The organism is Asticcacaulis sp. YBE204 (genome assembly GCF_000495855.1).
Taxonomy (GTDB): domain Bacteria; phylum Pseudomonadota; class Alphaproteobacteria; order Caulobacterales; family Caulobacteraceae; genus Asticcacaulis.
On the sequence record NZ_AWGF01000002.1, the window covers coordinates 270,016 to 289,143 of the forward strand.

The window sequence follows — 19,128 nt, forward strand, 5'->3', positions numbered from 1 at the left end:
CATACCTTGCCAGTGACGATAGGAATTCTGAGGGAGACCGTAGCCGGTGAAACGCGCGTCGGCGCGACTCCGGACACGGTCAAAAAGTGGGTGCAGAGCGGACAACGCGTCATTATCGAAAGCGGCGCCGGTGTGGCCGCTGCCTTCACCGACGACGCCTACAGCGCTGCCGGGGCAGAGATCGTCAGCACAGCGGTCGCCCAAGGGGCTGACATCGTGCTCAAGGTTCGCGCCCCGCAGGCCGCTGAGATCACCGGTTTCAAACCCGGCGCGACCCTGATCGCGCTCCTCGATGCCCACCGCGAAAAAGACACGCTCAACGCGCTGGCCGCTGCTGGGATCACGGCCTACGCGATGGAATTCGTGCCACGTATCACCCGCGCCCAGGTCATGGACGCCCTGTCGTCTCAGGCCAACCTCGCCGGTTACCGCGCGGTCATCGAGGGCGCGCATCTGTACGGCAAGGCCTTCCCGATGATGATGACCGCCGCAGGCACCGTCGCCCCGGCCAAGGTCTTCGTCATGGGCGTCGGCGTCGCGGGCCTGCAAGCCATCGCCACGGCCCGGCGCCTGGGGGCGGTCGTCACCGCCACCGACGTGCGTCCGGCGACCAAGGAACAGGTCGAATCGCTGGGGGCAAAATTCATCGCCGTCGAGGACGAGGAGTTCAAGAACGCCCAGACCGCCGGCGGCTATGCCAAGGAAATGTCGGCGGAATATAAGGCCAAACAGGCCGATCTGGTCACCAGTCACATCGGCAAGCAGGACATCGTCATCACCACGGCCCTGATCCCCGGCCGCGCCGCGCCGGTGCTGGTCACCGCTGTTCAGGTCGCCTCGATGAAGCCCGGTTCCGTGCTGGTCGACCTCGCCGCGCCGCAAGGGGGCAATGTCGAGGGCACGGTCGCCGATCAGGTCACCGACGTGAACGGCGTGCGTATCTACGGCCCGTCGAACATCGTCACGGCCATCGCCAACGACGCCTCGGCGCTCTATGCGAAAAACCTTCAGGCCTTTGTCGGCCTTCTGCTCACCAAAGAGGGCGAGATCGCACCCGACTTCGAAGACGAGATCCTCAAGGCCGCGCTGGTCACCCAGAACGGGGCCATCGTGCACCCGGCATTGAAAGCCCAATGAGCCTGAATGAAATGACCCTGACCAAGACCCAATACGAGAGCCTGAGCCGCGACTGGTTCGACGCGTGGAACAGCCATGATCCGCGCGCCATCGCGTCGCTCTATGCCGACGACGTCGTCTTCACCTCGCCGTTCATCGCCAAGATGGAATTGAGCGATGACGGCACGATTACCGGCATCGAGGCCTTTTTCAACTATCTGCAAAAGGCCCTGCCGCGCGTGCCGAACCTGAAGTTCGAGCCGGTCGCCAACTGTCTGGGGGTGAACGGCAATACGCTGGTCTACCGCAATCAGTCGAGCCACATCGTCACCGAAATCCAGACCCACACCGCCGACGGCCTGATCCAGTCGGCCGATGTCGCCTATTCCATCGCCCCCATCCGGAGGAACACTCATGGAAGCCGTTAGTCCTACCGTTTTCCACTTCGCCGTCTTCCTGCTGGCGGTCTTTGTCGGCTACTACGTCGTGTGGTCGGTGACCCCGGCCCTGCACACGCCGCTGATGGCCGTCACCAACGCCATTTCCTCGGTCATCATCGTCGGCGCGCTGATCGCCGCTGCCGCGTCGGGTTTCGGCGCGGGTGCTTGGGTCTCCAAGGGCTCCGGCGCGATCGCCTCGGCCCTGGCCGCCGTCAATATCTTCGGGGGCTTCATGGTCACCCGCCGCATGCTGGCCATGTATAAGAAGAAAGAACGCCCCGCTCAGGCCAAGAAAGAGGGAGCGCACTGATGTCTTTTGCTGATTTCTCCGCCCTCGCCTACCTCGTGTCGGGCGTGCTGTTCATCCTCGCCCTGCGCGGCCTGTCGTCGCCCGAAACCTCGCGTCAGGGCAATCTCTACGGCATGGTTGGCATGGCCATCGCCGTCGGCGTCACCCTGCTCGGCCTGTTCATCGGCGGCGACCTCGACCCCGTCACCATCGGCCTGATCCTCGGCGGCATCGCGGTCGGCGGCATCGCCGGGGCGACCATCGCCAAAAAGGTCTCGATGACCTCGATGCCGCAACTTGTGGCCGCCTTCCACTCGCTGGTCGGTCTCGCCGCCTGTCTGGTCGCCGTCGGCGCGCTCTATGCCCCCGAAGCCTTCCACATCGACTCAGGCCTCGGCATCAAGACGCAGTCGCTGATCGAACTGTCGCTCGGCGTCGCCATCGGCGCGATCACCTTCACCGGTTCGGTTATCGCCTTCGCCAAGCTCAACGGCAATATGTCCGGCGCGCCGATCCTGCTGCCCGCCCGCCACCTGCTCAACATCGTACTGGGTCTGGCCATCGTCGCCCTGATCGGCGTGCTGATCGCCACGGCGGGTCAGGCGACCTGGGCCTTCTGGGGCATCTTCCTGATCGCGCTGGTGCTGGGTGTCACCCTGATCATCCCGATCGGCGGGGCCGACATGCCGGTCGTCGTCTCAATGCTCAACTCCTATTCCGGCTGGGCCGCGGCCGCGCTGGGCTTCACGCTGGAAAACATGGCCCTGATCATCACCGGCGCGCTGGTCGGCTCCTCCGGCGCGATCCTCAGCTACATCATGTGCAAGGGCATGAACCGCAGCTTCATCAGCGTCATCTTAGGTGGTTTTGGGGCGGATACCTCGGCGGCTGCCGGTGGCGGCCACGTCGAAACCCGTCCGGTGAAACAGGGCTCCGCCGACGACGCCGCCTTCATCATGAAGAACGCCTCGAAGGTCATCATCGTCCCCGGCTACGGCATGGCGGTGGCTCAGGCCCAGCACGCGCTGCGCGAAATGGCCGACAAGCTGAAAGAGGAAGGCGTCGAGGTCAAATACGCCATCCACCCCGTCGCCGGTCGTATGCCCGGCCACATGAACGTCCTGCTGGCCGAAGCCAATGTCCCCTACGACGAGGTGTTCGAGCTTGAGGACATCAACAGCGAATTCGCCACGGCGGACGTCGCCTTCGTCATCGGCGCCAACGACGTCACCAACCCGGCGGCCAAGACCGACCCGACCTCGGCCATCTTCGGCATGCCGATCCTCGACGTCGAAAAGGCCCAGACCGTCCTCTTCGTCAAGCGCGGCATGTCGTCGGGCTACGCCGGGGTCGAGAACGAACTCTTCTTCCGCGACAACACCATGATGTTGTTTGCCGATGCCAAGAAGATGGTCGAAGGCATCGTCAAGGCGCTTTAAGAAGAAAGACAAGGCAAGGCAAGGGGCCTCAGGCCCCTTGACCCCAATCTATTGCAACCAACTCGTCAATTGAGGCTTTATGCAAGAAAAATTGTACAAGATGTGGCTGCAAGCGCAAAGTTACGATTCAGGTACAGTCACTGCTCAATTGCATCGGTCTCAGCGTGTAGAAAAATATCATGGTGATCTTGATCAACATTTCAAGCATGACAGGCTTGAAACCGTCATATCTCTGCTAACTTATTCAGCAGAAGATGCACGCCGAGGGCGAGCAAACCCCTCTAAAATCCCTTTGGACGCTCAGGCAAACATTCGTAATAATCTTGCCTCTTACAAAGATGCCATACGTCGATACGCACGGTTTCTGGATACAAAGACTTCCGACCCCAGCTTCGCTGGGCATGAAATTATTCCGGAAAACGATCCCGTTTCAACTGCGATACTGCATCAAGTCGAAGACGTTGAAGGTCAACGCATTGGCCTCGAAAGAGATATGCAATCCGCCTTGCGAAAGCACATAACCTCCTTAGAAGAGGGCTTGGTGCTTATCGATGATGGCGTCGAACGCATTGTTGAATCCGGACGAATTGATATCACTGCGCGAGACCAAAACGGCATTACAGTCGTCATAGAGCTTAAAGCTGGTCCAGCGGGGCCAAACGCCGTTGCTCAAATTCTAAGCTATATGGGCGATATCTCCTCCGAAGAGGAAGGACAGGTACGCGGCATTCTGGTTGCGTCGGAATTCACGGGTAAAGCAAAGTCGGCAGCCAAAATGGTCCCTCACTTGTCATTAACGACATATAAGGTGAAGTTTTTATTCAATTCAGTCTGATCCTTTCCAGTTCTGCATAATATCATTTCAAGCATCAACTATCTTCTGTTTTAACGCTACCATAGACGTTTGTCGTATGGACATTCCTCTCTTATCGCGGGACAGTCTCCGCACGCTGCAACGACAGCGCCGCCAATATTCTGCGGATCAATGACATCTAGGGAATGCACACATGAAAATTCACACGACCCTCGCCGTTACCGGCGCGCTGTTGCTGGCCGCCGGTGCCGCCACCGCCCAGACTGCCCTGCCCGAACACTTTGCCAAGATGGACAAGGACGGCGACGGCAAACTGAGCCCCGCCGAATGGACCCGCGATAAGCCTCAGACTTTCAAGAAGATCGATGCTAACGGCGACAAATTCGCGGATAAGGCCGAGGTCGAGAAATTCTACGTCGCTATCGCGCCGCTCGATGACCCCAAGACCGCCAAGCGCATCAGCGGCATCCTCAACGCCGACGCCAATGCCGACGGCAAGGTGACGATCGAGGAACTGACGGAATACAGCCTCGCGGACTTCAAGAAGCGCGACAAGGACGGCGACGGCTTCATCTCCGGCGACGACGCCGCGAAGAAGTAACCATCGGCCCCCTCAAAAGCCAAAAGCCCGCGTCATTCGGCGCGGGCTTTTTTATTGGTCAAGGACAGAGAATTCCACCCCTGGGTGCAAATGGAAATCATGCAATTCTTGATTTGCTTTACCAAGCATGGCTTAATTTTACCGTCAGGTAAATTCGCCTGATGCTCCTAGAGGAGAACGCCATGAAACTTCGGTTTCGGTTCTCTTTTAGAACGTCTCTCAGAAAGCTGATATTTGATTTGACCATCCAAATCAGCAAGCTGAGAGACCTCTTCTAAAGGCGGGGTGGGAGGCGTTAACGCTTCCTACCTTTCCCTAGGTGCTAACACAAAAACGTCCGAAAAGCAAGTTTACTCCTTAGACAGGTAGAATGCGCGGGCCTATCCTCAGATCATGCCTTTGTCCGCATAGAGCTGCTCCAGCACGGCCAGCGGCATGGCCCCGGCGGTCAGGCCGGTATCGTGGAAGGCCTTGATATCGAACTTCGCACCCAACTTTGTTTGCGACCGGGCGCGCAGGTCCTGCCACTTGATCTTGCCGATCATGTAGCCCAGCGCCTGACCCGGCCACACGCAGTAGCGCTCGATCTCGGTCGTGGTGGTGGCCACGTCATCGCCCATCTGGGTCGCCATGAAGTCGATCGCCTGCTCGCGCGTCCAGCGCTTGTGGTGCATCCCCGTATCGACCACCAGGCGGCAGGCGCGGAACAGGGCGTCGTGCAGGTAACCGATGCGCCCATAGGGATCGTCGTCGTACATGCCCATGTCCTTGGCCGCGACTTCCTCGGCGTACAGCGCCCAACCTTCGATATAGGCGTTGAAGCCCGAAATCTGACGCAGCATCGGCAGGTTCTTGTTCTCCTGCTGGATGGAAATCTGCATGTGGTGGCCGGGGATCGCTTCGTGATAGGTGAGCGTCGGCAGGGTCCAGCTTGGCACCTCCGCCGTGTCGCGCAGGTTGATGTAATAGGCCCCCGGCCGCGTCCCGTCGAGCGACGGCGACTGATAATAGCCGCCCGGCGCCCCCAGTTCGGTCGCCTTGGGGACGCGCTTGACCTCGACCTTCGCCTTGGGCAGGACGCCGAAATAGGCCGGCAGCTTGGCCTGAACCACGCCGATCTGGGCGTTCAGATGCGCCAGCAGCTTGTCCTTGCCCGCGTCGGTATTTTCGAAGACGAACTTCGGGTCCTTGGCCATCGCCTTCATGCGCTCGCCTGGCGTGCCCTTGGTCATCCCCAGCTTAGCCATCACCGTTTCCAGCTCGGCGTTGATTTCCTTGACCTTGTCGAGGCCGATCTGGTGGATTTCATCCGCCGTCATGTCGGTCGAGGTGCCCGAACGAACGCTGTAGGCATAGATCTCCGCACCCTGCGGCAGGCGCCACACGCCGGCGTCATGGGTGGCCTTGGGCAAGGCGGCCTCAAGCGCCTTGACCTGACGGTCAAGCGCCGTACGCACCGGACCTTCGTAGATTTTCGTGGCCAGTGCCGCCCAGTCGCCCGCGACCTTCGCCTCTCTGGCGCGACGCGCCAGCGACTGCACCAGCACCGAATCCGCGGCCTTGGTATCCCGAATGCCCGACAACTGTTTGATGGCTTTATCCATGGCGAAATCCGGCGGCACCACGCCCATGGCGGCATCGGCATTGAAGTTGTCGGTTTCCTCGTTCAGTACAACCGCGAATTCATTCAGCCGCGACAGATAGGCGTCGGCATCGGCCTTCGTCTCGATCATGTGCATATTGTCGAGGAAGTCCGGCGTTTGCAGATAGCTGCCCGACAACTGAGTCACCGTATAGGGCGTCCCCATGGTCTTGAAGATCGTCACGCCTTTCAGGCCGTTCTTCATATCCCACAGAACGGTATCGTAATTGACGCGGTCCATGCCCTGAAGCTTTGACCGATCAAGCCCTTCCAGCGCCTTGATGGTGCGCGCATAATAGGCGATCTGCTTGTCGCGTTCGGCACGCGTGGCGTGATCGAGCTTCGATTTTTGGTAGGCGTATTCGCCCTTGTCGAGCCCTAGATAGGTACTCATCGTCGGCGACAGAACCAGCAATTCGTTGAACGCCGTCTCGAAAATGACATTGAGCTTTTTGGCCTCAGCCGGATCGGAGTCCGCGGCCATCACGCGGGTTGTCAGAGCCCCTGACAGCACCGAGGTGGCCATCAGCGCCCCCGCCCCCATAAATACCGAACGACGATCCACCATAATCCTATCCCTTTTTGAAACTGCACCGGGCAGACTAGGAGGGATTTGTTACGTGAGCAACCGGATTATGTCAGGCAGGAAAAAGCCCGCGTCATCCCGACACGGGCTTTTTCCTTCTACGACAGAACGACGATGACCACCCTGCGGTTCTGCGCCCGGCCCTCAGCGGTATCGTTACCGGCCACGGGTTGCTCAGAGCCGTAGGACATGGAGGACATGCGGTTCAAAGCCACGCCCTGACGGTTGAGATACCGCCGCACACTATCGGCACGCTCGGCTCCCAGTTTGTAATTGACGGCATCGGTCCCAGTGGAGTCCGTATAGCCCTGTATTTCCAGATAGACGTTCTTGTTGTCGGCTTTCAGCCGTGACGCCAGTTGTGCCAAAGTCTGCTGGCCGGCTTCCGACAGAACTGCCTGCCCGGTATCAAACCTGATCGAGTCGTCGGTCAGGACGACCGAATAGACGAACTTGCCTTCCGCCAGCTTGCCCGCCGCCGTGGCGCGGGTCAGGGCCTCCTGCGTCGTCCGGTCGAGTCCGTCGATACGGCCATTGGCGGCGGCAATCCGGTCATCCACATATTTGTGGCTGGCGCAGGCCGACAAGGCCAGAACCAAAGGCAGCGCGACAATTAATGCGCGGGATTTCAAATGCTTCATCGAAACCTTCCTGTTTCCGTCCCCGGCCCTGCTGCCAGTTAAGGAGTCAAAATCGTCCGGAAAAAGGCGATTTCCTAAAGGAACGATGAGGCTTCGATCGCTTAGGCCCGATCCTGAGGGGCGTCGGGCCGCGCCTCGGCGACGTGCCACAACACGCCCGCCGGGTCATAAACATAGGCCAGCCGCAGCCCCCAGGCCTGCATTTTTGGCGGCGTCGGCGCCGGCACCCCGAACCGCCCGACCAGATCGAGGCCTTCGATATGCGCCCACCACGCATCGAGGTCTTCGACCATCAACTGCATCATGAAGTTCTCGGCCCAGTCCTTCACATAGTAGTTCTGAAGGATGAAGCCGCCCGCCCCGCCACAGGAGAAGATCGCCACCTGACTGTCGAGCGTCTTTTCAAACCCCAGCGCTTCGTAAAAAGCCTTGCTGAGGGCGAAATCCTTTGCGGGCAGAAACGGCCGCGCGACTATAGAGGACAAGGTCATGGCATATCTCCTGAACCGGCCCACCCTACGATAAACGCCGCCGGCGCGAAAGGCACCGACGGCGTTCAGGGTCTCACTCGGAAGGACGCTTAGTCGACCTTGACGCGCTTCTTGCGGAACGACGGGTTCAGTTCCTTCTTGCGCAGACGGATCGACTTCGGCGTCACTTCGACCAGCTCATCGTCTTCGATATAGGCGATGGCCTGTTCCAGAGTCGGACGGCGCGGCGGCGTCAGGCGGATGGCTTCGTCGGTGCCCGAAGCGCGGATGTTGGTCAGCTGCTTCGTCTTCATCGGGTTGACGTCGAGGTCGTCGGTACGCGAATTTTCGCCGATGATCATACCCATATAGGTCTTTTCACCGCCGCCCACGAACATGGTGCCGCGCTCTTCCAGCTTCCACAGGGCGAAAGCCGAGGTCTCGCCGTCGCCGTTCGAGATCAGCACGCCCTTACGGTTCTGGTCGATCAGGCCCTTATAGCCTTCGTAGTGCGAGAAGACGCGGTTCAGAACGCCCGAGCCGCGCGTGTCGGTCAGGAACTCGCCCTGATAACCGATCAGCGAACGCGACGGCGACTTCAGCGTGATACGCGTCTTGCCGGCGCCCGACGGGCCCATGTCCTTCAGTTCGGCTTTACGGGCCGACAGCTTTTCGATGACGACGCCGGTATATTCTTCGTCCACGTCGATCAGGACGTCTTCGATGGGCTCCAGACGCTCGCCGGTTTCCGGGTCGTTCTTGAACACCACGCGCGGACGCGAAATGGCGACTTCGAAGCCTTCGCGGCGCATGTTTTCGATCAGCACGCCCAGTTGCAGTTCACCGCGACCGGCGACTTCGAAGGCGTCCTTCTCGTCGGTTTCGGTGACGCGGATGGCGACGTTCGATTCGGCTTCGCGCAGCAGACGCTCACGGATAACGCGCGACTGCACCTTGGTGCCTTCCTTGCCCGCCAGCGGCGAGTCGTTGACCGAAACGGTCATCGAGATGGTCGGCGGGTCGATCGGCTGCGCGGGCAGCGCGTCGGTCAGGCTCATGTCGCACAAGGTGTCGGCGACGGTCGCCTTCGACAGACCGGCGATGGCGCAGATGTCACCGGCTTCGGTGCCTTCGTCGACCGGCTGGCGCTTGAGGCCGCGGAAGGCCAGCACCTTGGTGATGCGGCCGCGCTCGATTTCGACGCCGTCACGGTTCAGCGCCTTGATGGCCAGACCGGCAACCGCCTTACCCGAATTGACGCGACCCGTCAGGATGCGGCCCAGGAACGGATCGGATTCGATCAGAACGGCCAGCATCTGGAAGGGCTCGTTGACGTTCTCGATGACCTTGGGGGCCGGAACGTGGTCGACGATCAGGTCGAACAGCGGGCCGAGGTTGTCGGACGGCGTGTTGAGGTCCATCGTCGCCCAGCCGTTCTTGCCCGACGCATAGATGTGCGGGAAGTCGAGCTGGTCTTCGGTCGCGCCCATGGCGGCGAACAGGTCGAAGGCTTCGTTGTGGACGCGGTCCGGATCGGCGTGCGGGCGGTCGACCTTGTTGATGCACAGGATCGGACGCAGGCCCAGCTTCAGCGCCTTGCCCAGCACGAACTTGGTCTGCGGCATGACGCCTTCTTCGGCGTCGATCAGGATGACGCAGCCGTCCACCATGCCGAGGATACGCTCGACTTCACCGCCGAAGTCGGCGTGGCCCGGGGTGTCGATGATGTTGATGCGGGTTTCGCCGGCCTTGCCGTCCCACAGGACGGAGGTACATTTGGCGAGAATGGTGATGCCGCGCTCGCGCTCCTGGTCGTTGGAGTCCATGGCGCGTTCGACGGTGGCCTCGTTGGCGCGGAAGACGCCGGACTGCGCCAGAAGGGCGTCAACGAGCGTGGTCTTGCCGTGGTCAACGTGAGCGATGATGGCGATATTACGAAGGTTCATGTAATGCTCTGGTTAATCCCCTCGCCCCTGCGGGGAGAGGGTGGTCCGAAGGACCGGGTGAGGGGGCCTCTTTTCCACACGCACCCGACCTTAAAACCTTAAGAGCCCCGGAATACGCGCCGCCAAAACAAAAGCCCCTCGCAAGTGTGTGGGAGAGGCCAAAGTGTTCGGCGTGTTGGATTTGGCGCGCTCTATAACCGAATCTACGTCAAAGCACCACCCCCTCGCCCCGATTATTTTCGCGGGTGCGAAGGGGTAAAATTCATAGGAAAAAAGAAGTTAAATTTATAGTTGTGTAGCAATCCTGCTTAAATTATCAATTATATATACGAATTAAAAAATCGGTGCCCAATGTCTGATATAATTACTGAAGATTCAGAACACTTTATCGAGGACGTAGCCTTCGATGAGGATATCGTTATAGAAACACAAGACCCCATGGAAGATGAGGGCGAGACAACTGTCACTGGAGAAGATTTTTCACAATTAATTATAGCTCCGTCAGATTGGACAGTTCAAACTCTTCACTCTCAGATCGGAAAGCAAATTGATTTAGACCCTGAGTTTCAGCGAAGAAACGTTTGGAACAGCAAATCGAAATCTATATTCATAGAATCTTTATTGCTAGGAATTCCGATACCTCAAATATTACTTTCTTCAAAACCAAACCAAAAAAATAACTTCGTCGTCTTAGATGGAAAACAGCGCTTGCTTACCATTAAAGAATTTATAGACGGAAAACTTCCAAATGGAAGGATATTTAAATTAAGAAATTTGCGCGTTTTAAAAGACATAGAAGGAAAAAGTTGGAAAGATTTAGAAGATGATTCTGAATGGTCTTACCGATTATTGAATGAAACCATACGAACTGCCGTTATTAGAGGCTGGAAAGACGAACGAGTGCTCTATGAGATATTTTATAGATTGAATTCTGGATCTGTAAAACTTTCTCCAATGGAATTAAGAATGTCTCTACACCCAGGTGAATTCTTAAAATTCATTATAAAATGGACTGAAAAGCCAAAAAATCTACATAAAATTTTAGGCAAAAAGGCCTCCGACCCAAGAATGGCAGACGTGGAATTAGCCGTTCGATTTTTAGCCTTTAATATGTTTGATGGGGCTTATAGGGGCGACCTCAAAGCCTTTCTGGATGAGACCTGCATTGATTTTAACTCTAAATTTTCAGACAAAACGTTTTCAACTGCGGTGGAAACCGCGTTAGAATCTATGGAAGGTGCGATTGCCGTAGGAATTGAAGAGTTTGGCTTGAAAAAATTCTGCCGCAAAATTGTTGATGGAAATTTTGAAACTCGATTTAATAGAGCCATCTTTGATGTTCTTGTTGGGTCTATGCAAAATTCCGGCATCCGAAAGTTTGCTAAAGATCACCCCGGAGAACTTCTACGCGTCTTCACAGAAGTTTCATCTGATAACGATTTTACACGCGCCGTTGAAACCACCACTAAATCCACAAGCGCTACACATCTCAGATTTGAGCGATGGTATAAAGCCGTAGGACAATTAACTGGCATTCAATTGAATATACCGGATACGCAAAATGAAAGCGCCAACTGATGCCTATAAAAATTTAATTTCTACACTAACTCAAATAAAACCCATTTTATATAAAGTTCCTGATACATCATGCAATACAAAGATACATCACTTAAAAGTTCAATCATACATACTACTTACCCATGCCGCCTTTGAAGAATATCTTGAAAGATTAAGCAAAGACATATCCACAAAGGCAATAGAATTATACAACAGAGAGAGCATTATATCTAAGGCACTTGTGAGCATGACAGCCTATGAAACAATTGCTCAACTTGAGGAAAACAACGCTAGAAAGAAAATTTCTTCAGATGTAGCATCAAATTTTTCCACTTTTGCCAATTTGGCCAAGGTAAATTTACATAAGCAAATTGAAAAAAATCATGGTGTCAGAAAAGAAAATCAAAGATCATTGCTGGTCCCTATAGGAATAGAGCCTGATGATATCGATCCACTTACATCAAATGCGCTAGATGCTTACGGAGTTAAGCGAGGAGATATAGCGCATAAAGTTATTATAACAAGAAAAGAAACAAAGAGTTCAATAATAGGCGAAATAAAAATAATAAAAGATGGTTTAATAGAGTTTGATAAAGCTGCTTGCAAAGCTTTATCAATCGGCATGAAAAAAATGTAACTTATCCCTCCCCGTCCGGCGCGCCTATCCTGTGCCCATGTCACAGTACCCGCGCACATCGGAGAGGCTGACGCCGGAGGAACGGCGGGCGCGCTTGCGCGCCTTTGCCGACCGCATTCTGATGTAAGTCGAGCTATCCACCTAGCCGTCGTTGCCAGCCAGCACCGAATTGGGTACATTTTATACCCATGAAGCCGTCCGACGCCCTAGCCTATATCGTGGAGATATCCGAAGCCTGACACAGCGCTTTCGGTTGCTGAACCCGCGTGTGTTCGGCTCGGTGCTGAAAGGCACGGACACCGAGGCCAGCGATCTCGATTTGCTGGTCGATGCACCCTCGGGAACGTCCCTGTTCGATATCGCCGGTTTACAGGTCGAGCTTGAGGAGCGGCTGGGGGTGCGGGTTCAGGTGCTCACACCGCAAGACCTGCCGGTCAGCTTCCGCGATCAGGTCGTGCGCGAAGCCGCCGCTGTTTAACTTACTGCCCTTCCCCTCGCCCCTGTGGGGAGAGGGTGGCGCGAAGCGCCGGGTGAGGGGGAAGTTACACGCTCGGAGCCAGCCCCCTCACCCTAACCCTCTCCCCATAGGGGCGAGGGGATTTAGAGGCGAACTTATCCCCTCCCCCGTCCGGGGCGCCTATCCTGTTCCTATGTCACAGGACCCGCGCACATCGGAGAGGCTGACGCCGGAGGAACGGCGGGCGCGGTTGCGCGCCTTTGCCGACCGCATCCTGATGTGCGTCGAGCAGATGGACGATCCCGAAGACATGGTCGAGGCCGAGCGCGCCATGCGCTTCGGCGCGCTGGTCGAGCGGGTTTATTCGCGCTGTGATGCCGCCGACGTGCTGCGCGACAAACAGGCGGCGACCAAGATCGTCCATCGCGTCGAACTAGTCAATAAATCCGAGTGGGAACAGAGCCTTATCGGCAAGGGCAAGCTGTCGGGACCGACCTTGCCCGCTCCGGCCGTGCCCGTCGCGCCGCCTGTGGCGCGGGTTGTGGGTTTGCCGGTAGCGCCGAAGCTGGCCAAGCTGGAAACCAAGCGCGCGCCCGCTTCTGCGACGATGCCGGTGGCGACGGCGAAAACTGACGGCGGCAAAGACCCGTGGCGGCATGTGCTCGACCGGTTGAAGACCGAGTTGCGCTATCATCCCGACATCGACGAAGACGGCGAACTGAGCCGGGAACTCGATGATCTGGCGGATGATTTCGCGGACGATCCCTATCCGGATGATCCCTGGTACGATGAGGACGGGACGCCGATGGCTGATCCGAGGCGGAAACCGGGACCGTCCTGAGTGTGGGGACACAGTTCCCTCACCCCGACCCTCTCCCTCAGGGAGAGGGAGAAGAAAGATTGCCCCCTCACCCGGCGCTTCGCGCCACCCTCTCCCCATAGGGGCGAGGGGAAGGCGGGAGTCTATGGCGGAGATTTCCTCTATAGACCAAAGTCGCAGGGATAAAGGCTTGACCGGGCGACGGCTGAGGCGGCATTTGTCGTATAAAAACGACAACAATGCTTCAGGGGGCTTTCATGGCTTTTTCATCGGTTTTCAATCGCTCGCTCTTTGCCGGGACGGCGCTGGTGTGCGCTCTGGCTCTCCCGGCGCACGCCAAAACCTTCGTTTTCGGCAGCGACGCCAAGCCGACGGCCTCCGCCGTGGTCGGCAATGCAGTCTATGACCCGGCCGCCGGGTTCGGCGTCGAGGGCACCGCGCCGCTGTTGCAAAAGCAGAGCGCCAACGGGGCCTTCTACTATTCGGTCGACGTGCCGGAGGGCAATTACAAGGTCACGGTCACCTTCGGCGGCGATCAGGCGTCGGAGACCACCGTCAAGGCCGAGCTGCGCCGCCTGATGCTGGAGCGCGTCAAGGTGCCCGCCAAGGGCTCGGTGACGAAGACCTTCATCGTCAATGTCCGCACGCCGGTCTATCCGGGTGGTAAGGTGAAGCTCAAGGTGCCGCGCGAGGTCGAGACCGAAGCCCGCGCTTGGGATGCGCGCCTGACGCTGGAGTTCAACGGCACCCCTGCCGTGCGCGCGATCACGGTCGAGCCGGTCACCGTGCCGACACTTTATGTGCTGGGGGATTCGACGGTCTGCGATCAGTCGGGCGAGCCCTATGCCTCGTGGGGGCAGATGCTGCCGCGCTTTTTCAAGCCGACCGTGGCCGTCGCCAATCACGGTGAGTCGGGGGAATCGACCTTCTCATCGAAGGGCGCCAACCGCTTCGACAAGATCATCTCGCTGATCAAACCTGGCGACTATTTCATCGTGCAGTTCGGCCACAACGACCAGAAGTCGAAGGACGCCGACGCCGAGCCAAAGTACAAGGCGATCCTCATCGACTGGGCGACGCAGGTGAAGGCCAGGGGCGGCACCGCCGTGATCGTCTCGCCGATGCACCGCAACCGCTTCGAGGGCGGTAAGGTGACCGAGACGCTGGGCAATTATCCGCAACTGGCCAAGGAGGCCGCGGCGGAATCAGGCGCGATCTTCATCGATCTGCACGACAAGAGCCGGGTGCTGTACGAGACGCTGGGGCCGAAGGCGGCCATGGCGCTGTTCATGCACAACGAGGATTATTCCAAGAAAGACGGCACCCACCACGGGCCTTACGGGGCCTACGAACTGGCCAAGATCGTGGCGCAAGGGTTGCGCGAGGCCAAGGCTCCGGTCGCCAGCGAGATCGTCGCCGATCTGCCGGGTTACGATCCGTCGAAGCCTTTGCTGGAGAAAGACTTCAAGGTGCCGCCGAGCGCCGCCTTCACCACCGAACGGCCACTGGGGGTCAATCAGGAACAGTAGTTATACTCGCGTTGGGTCGGGCGGGTTATGCTTCTCGATAAAGGCGACGATGGCGGTGGACATTTCCAGCCGCCGGGCCTCGACCGACGACCAGTGGTCCTCGCCCTTCAGTTCGATGAAGGTCATGTCCTTGCCCGCCGATTTGAGCGCACGTTCCATCTTGCGGCTCTGGCCGATATCGACGACGATATCGTCCTTGCCGTGGATGAGCAGGACGGGGACCGTGACCTTATCGACGAACTTGATCGGTGAAATCTGATCGAGGGTCTTGCGATCGCCGACCGAGCGCTTGAGCGACAACATCATCGGGCTGGTGCTGGAACCCGACTGGCTGGTGTCGAAGTCGAGCATGGACTTGATGTCGGAGATCCCTGCCACCGATACGGCGCAGTTATAGACGCCGGGATCGAGGGTCACCCCGGCCAGAGCGGCATAACCGCCATAGGAGGCCCCGACGATGGCGACTCGTTTGGGATCGACCAGCCCTTGGGCGACCAGATGGCGGACGCCGTCGGACAGGTCGGTCTGCATTTTCCGGCCCCACTGACCGTAACCGGCCTCGACAAAATCGTCGCCGTAACCGGTCGAGCCCCGGAAGTTCGGTTGCAGGACGGCATAGCCGCGCGAGGCATAGAGCTGAACCTCCCAGTCGAAGCTGGAGGTATCGCGCGCATGGGGACCGCCGTGCGGCAGCACGATCAGGGGCAGGTTTTTGGCGTCACGATGGGGCGGCAAGGTCAGGTAACCGTGGATCGTCAGCCCGTCCGTTGCCTTGTAAGAGATCGGCTTTTTCTGGGTGATCCATTCCGGCGGTAGGTCGGGATAGTTCTCACCGACCGCGACATAATCCTTGCTGCCGAAATCGATGTAATAATAGGTGCCAGGGTCGTCGGGGCTTTCACCGTAAATGATGACCTTGCGCGGGTCTTCGGCAGCAAATTCGTAGATGGAGACATTATAGCCCGGCATGGCCTTCTGACACACTTCGGCGATGCGCTTTAGCTGAGGGTCGCTGTATTCGTAGCTCACCCAATCGTCCCAGCGCGCGAAACCGGCAAACAGCCGCGTCGTCGGATGGAACCGCGGCGCGCGATTATAGCCGCCCTTGTCCAGCGGTTCGGAGAGCGTGCCGTCGGATTTGACCTCTAAATATTCCCCGGCATTGTCGCCGGAGTCTAGGTAGATGATGGCCGAATTTTCATCCCGGCCCAGACCGATCAGCGACGGGTAGTCGATGGCTTCCTTCTGGGTGAAAACGGGCCGCCAGAAGCCCTTTTCGTTGCGCATCAGCAGGCGCCATTCCTTGCGCAGGCGAACATATTCCGAGCGCGCCACCAGCACGCCCGACGGGGTCACGACCCATCCGTGGGTATCGCTGTTCGCCGTATCGATCAGCTTGCCCTTGATGGTGTCGAAGTCGAACCGGTACAGTAAAAGGGGGAAATCACCCAGCATCTGATAGTTGGAGGCGGTGATATAGTATTTGCCGTCCTGTTTTATGCGATTGATGTCGCCTTCGACGATATTGTAATGACCACCCATATCGTCGAACAGGGTACGGATCTTGCCCGTTTCTATGTTGATGCAATGGGCCTGGGTATGTTCCTGACGGCTGCCGGCAAAGGCTTCCAGCCCTATCGTCGTAGAGACCTGAACCACGACATTACGCTCATCGCCCCAGATCACCGAACGGACCTTGCCGGTTCCCAGATCGAAGGTGCGAACGTCGCCACCCGTCGTCACCTGAGTCAGGAGCACGAAACGGTCCCTGACCCACGTGATCAGCGCAATGCGCTTCCCGTCCGGCGACAGGCTGACGTCGTGAACAGCCGGTTTCCGGCAAAAGGCGTCGAGGGCCGGTTGCGGCGGTATCTTGTGCGGCGGGATATTGTTCTGGGACGCTGGCGCAGACATCGTTTCGGCAGCCCTTGCCCCCAACGGTACGATGCTTACACCCAACAAGCTGCCCATAACGGCGCGCCGGTCAAATACCTGTTTCATCTGGCTATTCCCCCACATAGTCCCGGCGCTCACCCCGAACACCTTTTTCAGCTTAATCAGCCGGATCGAAGACGACAAGTCTCAACGGTAAAATACCCCCGCAGATTGAGCGTGATAGAATAGCCGGGCCAATGCAATAGTAAAACGCGCTTCCCCTCAGGTCTGAAATCCGCTACGCCACGCCTATAAAACCCCGGCATAACGGGACTACCCAGGACATATCCATGACCACCGCCCAGATCGAGCCCACCGGGACCAAGCCGGTCAATTCCCCGGCTCAGGTGCTTGTCGCCAGCCTGATCGGCACGACGATCGAGTTCTTCGATTTCTACGTCTACACGACCGCCGCCGTGCTGGTGTTTCCGACGCTGTTCTTTCCGACCAGCGACCCGACCTCGGCACTGTTGCAGTCGTTCGCCACCTTCTCGCTGGCCTTTTTCGCCAGACCCATCGGCGCTATGGTCTTCGGGCATTTCGGCGACCGGGTCGGCCGCAAGGCGACGCTGGTCGCGGCCTTGCTGACCATGGGGATTTCGACGGTGCTGATCGGCTGCCTGCCGTCCTACGCGCAGATCGGCGTCTGGGCGCCCTTCCTGTTGTCGCTGTGCCGGTTCGGTCAGGGGCTCGGTCTGGGGGGCGAATGGGGCGGTGCGGTGTTGCTGGCGACCGAAAACGCGCCGGAAGGCAAGCGTTCGTGGTACGGCATGTTCCCGCAGCTGGGGGCACCGCTGGGACTGCTGCTCTCGTCGGGCGCGTTCTGGATTCTGCTGCATTTCATTTCTCAGGAGGCGCTGCTAAGCTGGGGCTGGCGCATACCGTTCATCGCCTCGCTGGTACTGATCATGGTCGGTCTGTGGGTGCGTCTGTCGATCACCGAAACGCCGGAATTCCAGCAGGCCATCGACAAGGAAGAGCGCGTCAAGGTGCCTCTGGTCGACATTTTCGCCCGCCACAAGCGCAGCCTGTTTCTGGGCACCTTCGTGGCACTGGTCACCTTCGTCCTGTTCTATATCGGCAGCGCCTGGCTCCTGTCCTACAATACCAAGGTTCGCCAAATCCCCTATATCGACGCGCTGGAAATCCAGATTCTGGGGTCGCTGGCCTTCGGTCTGTTCATCCCCCTGTCGGCCAAACTGGCCGAACGTTTCGGACGTCGTGAAGTCCTGATCGGCACGACGATCGCCATCGCGCTGTTTTCGTTCCTGCTGCCGGTCCTGATGGGCGGCAGCGAAGCGGGTATTTTCGTTTTCGCGGCTCTGGCCATGGCGCTGATGGGAATGACCTACGCCCTGATCGGCACGGCGCTGGCCGCGCCGTTTCCCACCAGCGTACGCTATACGGGCTCGTCCCTGACCTTCAATTTCGCCGGTATTTTCGGGGCGTCTCTGGCGCCCTATGCCGCGACGTGGTTACAGAAAACCTACGGCCTGAGCCATGTCGGCTACTATCTGCTGGCGGCGGCGCTGATTACGCTGCTGTGCATTTTCGCGTCGGGCAAGGACGAGGTCTAATCCTCGGTCGGCGTTTCGATGATGACCGGCGCGCCTTCGGAGGCCGGGACGACGGGGGCCTTGTCGTTCGATATGATGGGGGCAGCCTCGGGCAAGGGTTCGACCGTATCTCGCGCTTCGGATTCGGCGTTACGACACACATCGGTGCAGATCATGACACCGGACGAAGGCTTGTCGGACGCCAGATATACGGCCTTATCCCCGCGCGGCGCAGTGGGCTCGGAATAGGTGTTAGACGGCTCGACCCATGTGTCCGCCACAGGTCGATAGGCGGGCACCTCAAAGGCCGACGGTGCAAAGGCGTAGCCGAAGGTTCCGGTATTTTGAGCCTGTATCGGTAACACCGGGCGCACGTCGAGCTTTTCGCGCACGACCTCGGAGGTATCCGGGTAGAGGTTGCGCGGATCGGCATAGGCGTGCGGTTGAGCGTCCTCGGGCATATCACCTCCTGTTACCTGCGTGGCAATAACGACGGTGGCGAGGGCAGTCACCATCAAACCCGTCCATAAACTGATGGACAGGGCATGGCGCGGTTTCACCCTGGTTTGCACACCGCCCGATCGGTTCCAGGCGCGGGCCTCAAGCAAGGTGCCGGACAGCAAGGGCCTGATCGGCATGACGACCTCCTCAGT

At 58.4% G+C, this 19,128-nt stretch carries 18 protein-coding genes; 12 read left to right on the top strand and 6 right to left on the bottom strand.

What is annotated here, in order from left to right:
• Nucleotides 1-6 precede the first annotated feature (6 nt).
• The 6 genes from AEYBE204_RS25350 (at nt 7) to AEYBE204_RS25370 (ending at nt 4,699) form a co-directional block, all read left to right on the top strand.
• A complete protein-coding gene (locus tag AEYBE204_RS25350; RefSeq protein WP_031229917.1) occupies nt 7-1,137 on the top strand; it encodes a Re/Si-specific NAD(P)(+) transhydrogenase subunit alpha in 1,131 nt (376 codons plus the stop codon).
• On the top strand, nt 1,134-1,544 hold the full coding sequence (locus AEYBE204_RS25355) for a nuclear transport factor 2 family protein (RefSeq protein WP_023461222.1): 411 nt from the start codon (nt 1,134-1,136) through the stop codon (nt 1,542-1,544). The genes AEYBE204_RS25350 and AEYBE204_RS25355 overlap by 4 nt, the downstream gene beginning before the upstream one ends.
• Complete coding sequence (locus AEYBE204_RS25360) at nt 1,531-1,866, top strand: proton-translocating transhydrogenase family protein (RefSeq protein ID WP_023461223.1); 336 nt, start codon at nt 1,531-1,533, stop codon at nt 1,864-1,866. Before AEYBE204_RS25355 ends, AEYBE204_RS25360 begins: the two co-directional genes overlap by 14 nt.
• Nucleotides 1,866-3,284: an NAD(P)(+) transhydrogenase (Re/Si-specific) subunit beta gene (locus AEYBE204_RS25365; protein ID WP_023461224.1), complete on the top strand. Its 1,419-nt coding sequence runs from the start codon at nt 1,866-1,868 to the stop codon at nt 3,282-3,284. Before AEYBE204_RS25360 ends, AEYBE204_RS25365 begins: the two co-directional genes overlap by 1 nt.
• Before the next feature lie 79 nt (nt 3,285-3,363).
• A complete protein-coding gene (locus tag AEYBE204_RS39830) occupies nt 3,364-4,119 on the top strand; it encodes an endonuclease NucS domain-containing protein (protein WP_081724575.1) in 756 nt (251 codons plus the stop codon).
• Between the two features lie 172 nt (nt 4,120-4,291).
• Complete coding sequence (locus AEYBE204_RS25370) at nt 4,292-4,699, top strand: hypothetical protein (RefSeq protein ID WP_023461226.1); 408 nt, start codon at nt 4,292-4,294, stop codon at nt 4,697-4,699.
• Between the two features lie 386 nt (nt 4,700-5,085).
• Here the strand turns inward: AEYBE204_RS25370 and AEYBE204_RS25375 are convergent, their stop codons facing one another.
• The 4 genes from AEYBE204_RS25375 to typA all read right to left on the bottom strand — a co-directional run bounded on the left by AEYBE204_RS25375 (nt 5,086) and on the right by typA (nt 9,984).
• Entirely contained in the window at nt 5,086-6,909 is a 1,824-nt protein-coding gene (locus AEYBE204_RS25375) for a DUF885 family protein (protein WP_023461228.1), read from the bottom strand.
• Between the two features lie 116 nt (nt 6,910-7,025).
• On the bottom strand, nt 7,026-7,568 hold the full coding sequence (locus AEYBE204_RS25380; RefSeq protein WP_023461229.1) for an OmpA family protein: 543 nt from the start codon (nt 7,566-7,568) through the stop codon (nt 7,026-7,028).
• A gap of 101 nt (nt 7,569-7,669) precedes the next feature.
• Nucleotides 7,670-8,059 (bottom strand): VOC family protein, encoded by a 390-nt coding sequence (locus tag AEYBE204_RS25385; protein WP_023461230.1) that lies wholly within the window; start codon nt 8,057-8,059, stop codon nt 7,670-7,672.
• A gap of 89 nt (nt 8,060-8,148) precedes the next feature.
• A complete protein-coding gene (typA, locus tag AEYBE204_RS25390) occupies nt 8,149-9,984 on the bottom strand; it encodes a translational GTPase TypA (RefSeq protein WP_023461231.1) in 1,836 nt (611 codons plus the stop codon).
• A gap of 351 nt (nt 9,985-10,335) precedes the next feature.
• Here typA and AEYBE204_RS39835 point away from each other — a divergent pair, with 351 nt between their 5' ends.
• The 5 genes from AEYBE204_RS39835 to AEYBE204_RS25405 all read left to right on the top strand — a co-directional run bounded on the left by AEYBE204_RS39835 (nt 10,336) and on the right by AEYBE204_RS25405 (nt 14,984).
• Complete coding sequence (locus AEYBE204_RS39835) at nt 10,336-11,562, top strand: DUF262 domain-containing protein (protein ID WP_081724576.1); 1,227 nt, start codon at nt 10,336-10,338, stop codon at nt 11,560-11,562.
• Nucleotides 11,546-12,178, top strand: a complete 633-nt coding sequence (locus AEYBE204_RS40230) for a HEPN domain-containing protein (RefSeq protein ID WP_155908250.1) — start codon at nt 11,546-11,548, stop codon at nt 12,176-12,178. The genes AEYBE204_RS39835 and AEYBE204_RS40230 overlap by 17 nt, the downstream gene beginning before the upstream one ends.
• Before the next feature lie 253 nt (nt 12,179-12,431).
• Nucleotides 12,432-12,656: a nucleotidyltransferase family protein gene (locus tag AEYBE204_RS25395; protein ID WP_023461232.1), complete on the top strand. Its 225-nt coding sequence runs from the start codon at nt 12,432-12,434 to the stop codon at nt 12,654-12,656.
• A 172-nt stretch (nt 12,657-12,828) separates the two neighbouring features.
• Nucleotides 12,829-13,476 (top strand): hypothetical protein, encoded by a 648-nt coding sequence (locus AEYBE204_RS25400; protein WP_155908252.1) that lies wholly within the window; start codon nt 12,829-12,831, stop codon nt 13,474-13,476.
• Nucleotides 13,477-13,712: 236 nt separating this feature from the next.
• On the top strand, nt 13,713-14,984 hold the full coding sequence (locus tag AEYBE204_RS25405) for a rhamnogalacturonan acetylesterase (protein WP_023461234.1): 1,272 nt from the start codon (nt 13,713-13,715) through the stop codon (nt 14,982-14,984).
• On the opposite strand, the gene AEYBE204_RS25410 is transcribed toward AEYBE204_RS25405, so the two are convergent.
• A complete protein-coding gene (locus AEYBE204_RS25410; protein WP_369751799.1) occupies nt 14,985-17,003 on the bottom strand; it encodes an alpha/beta fold hydrolase in 2,019 nt (672 codons plus the stop codon).
• 206 nt (nt 17,004-17,209) lie between these two features.
• Between AEYBE204_RS25410 and AEYBE204_RS25415 the strand changes: the two genes are divergently transcribed.
• A complete protein-coding gene (locus AEYBE204_RS25415; protein ID WP_023461236.1) occupies nt 17,210-18,496 on the top strand; it encodes an MFS transporter in 1,287 nt (428 codons plus the stop codon).
• On the opposite strand, the gene AEYBE204_RS25420 is transcribed toward AEYBE204_RS25415, so the two are convergent.
• Nucleotides 18,493-19,113 (bottom strand): hypothetical protein, encoded by a 621-nt coding sequence (locus AEYBE204_RS25420; protein ID WP_023461237.1) that lies wholly within the window; start codon nt 19,111-19,113, stop codon nt 18,493-18,495. The genes AEYBE204_RS25415 and AEYBE204_RS25420 overlap by 4 nt on opposite strands.
• Nucleotides 19,114-19,128 lie beyond the last annotated feature (15 nt).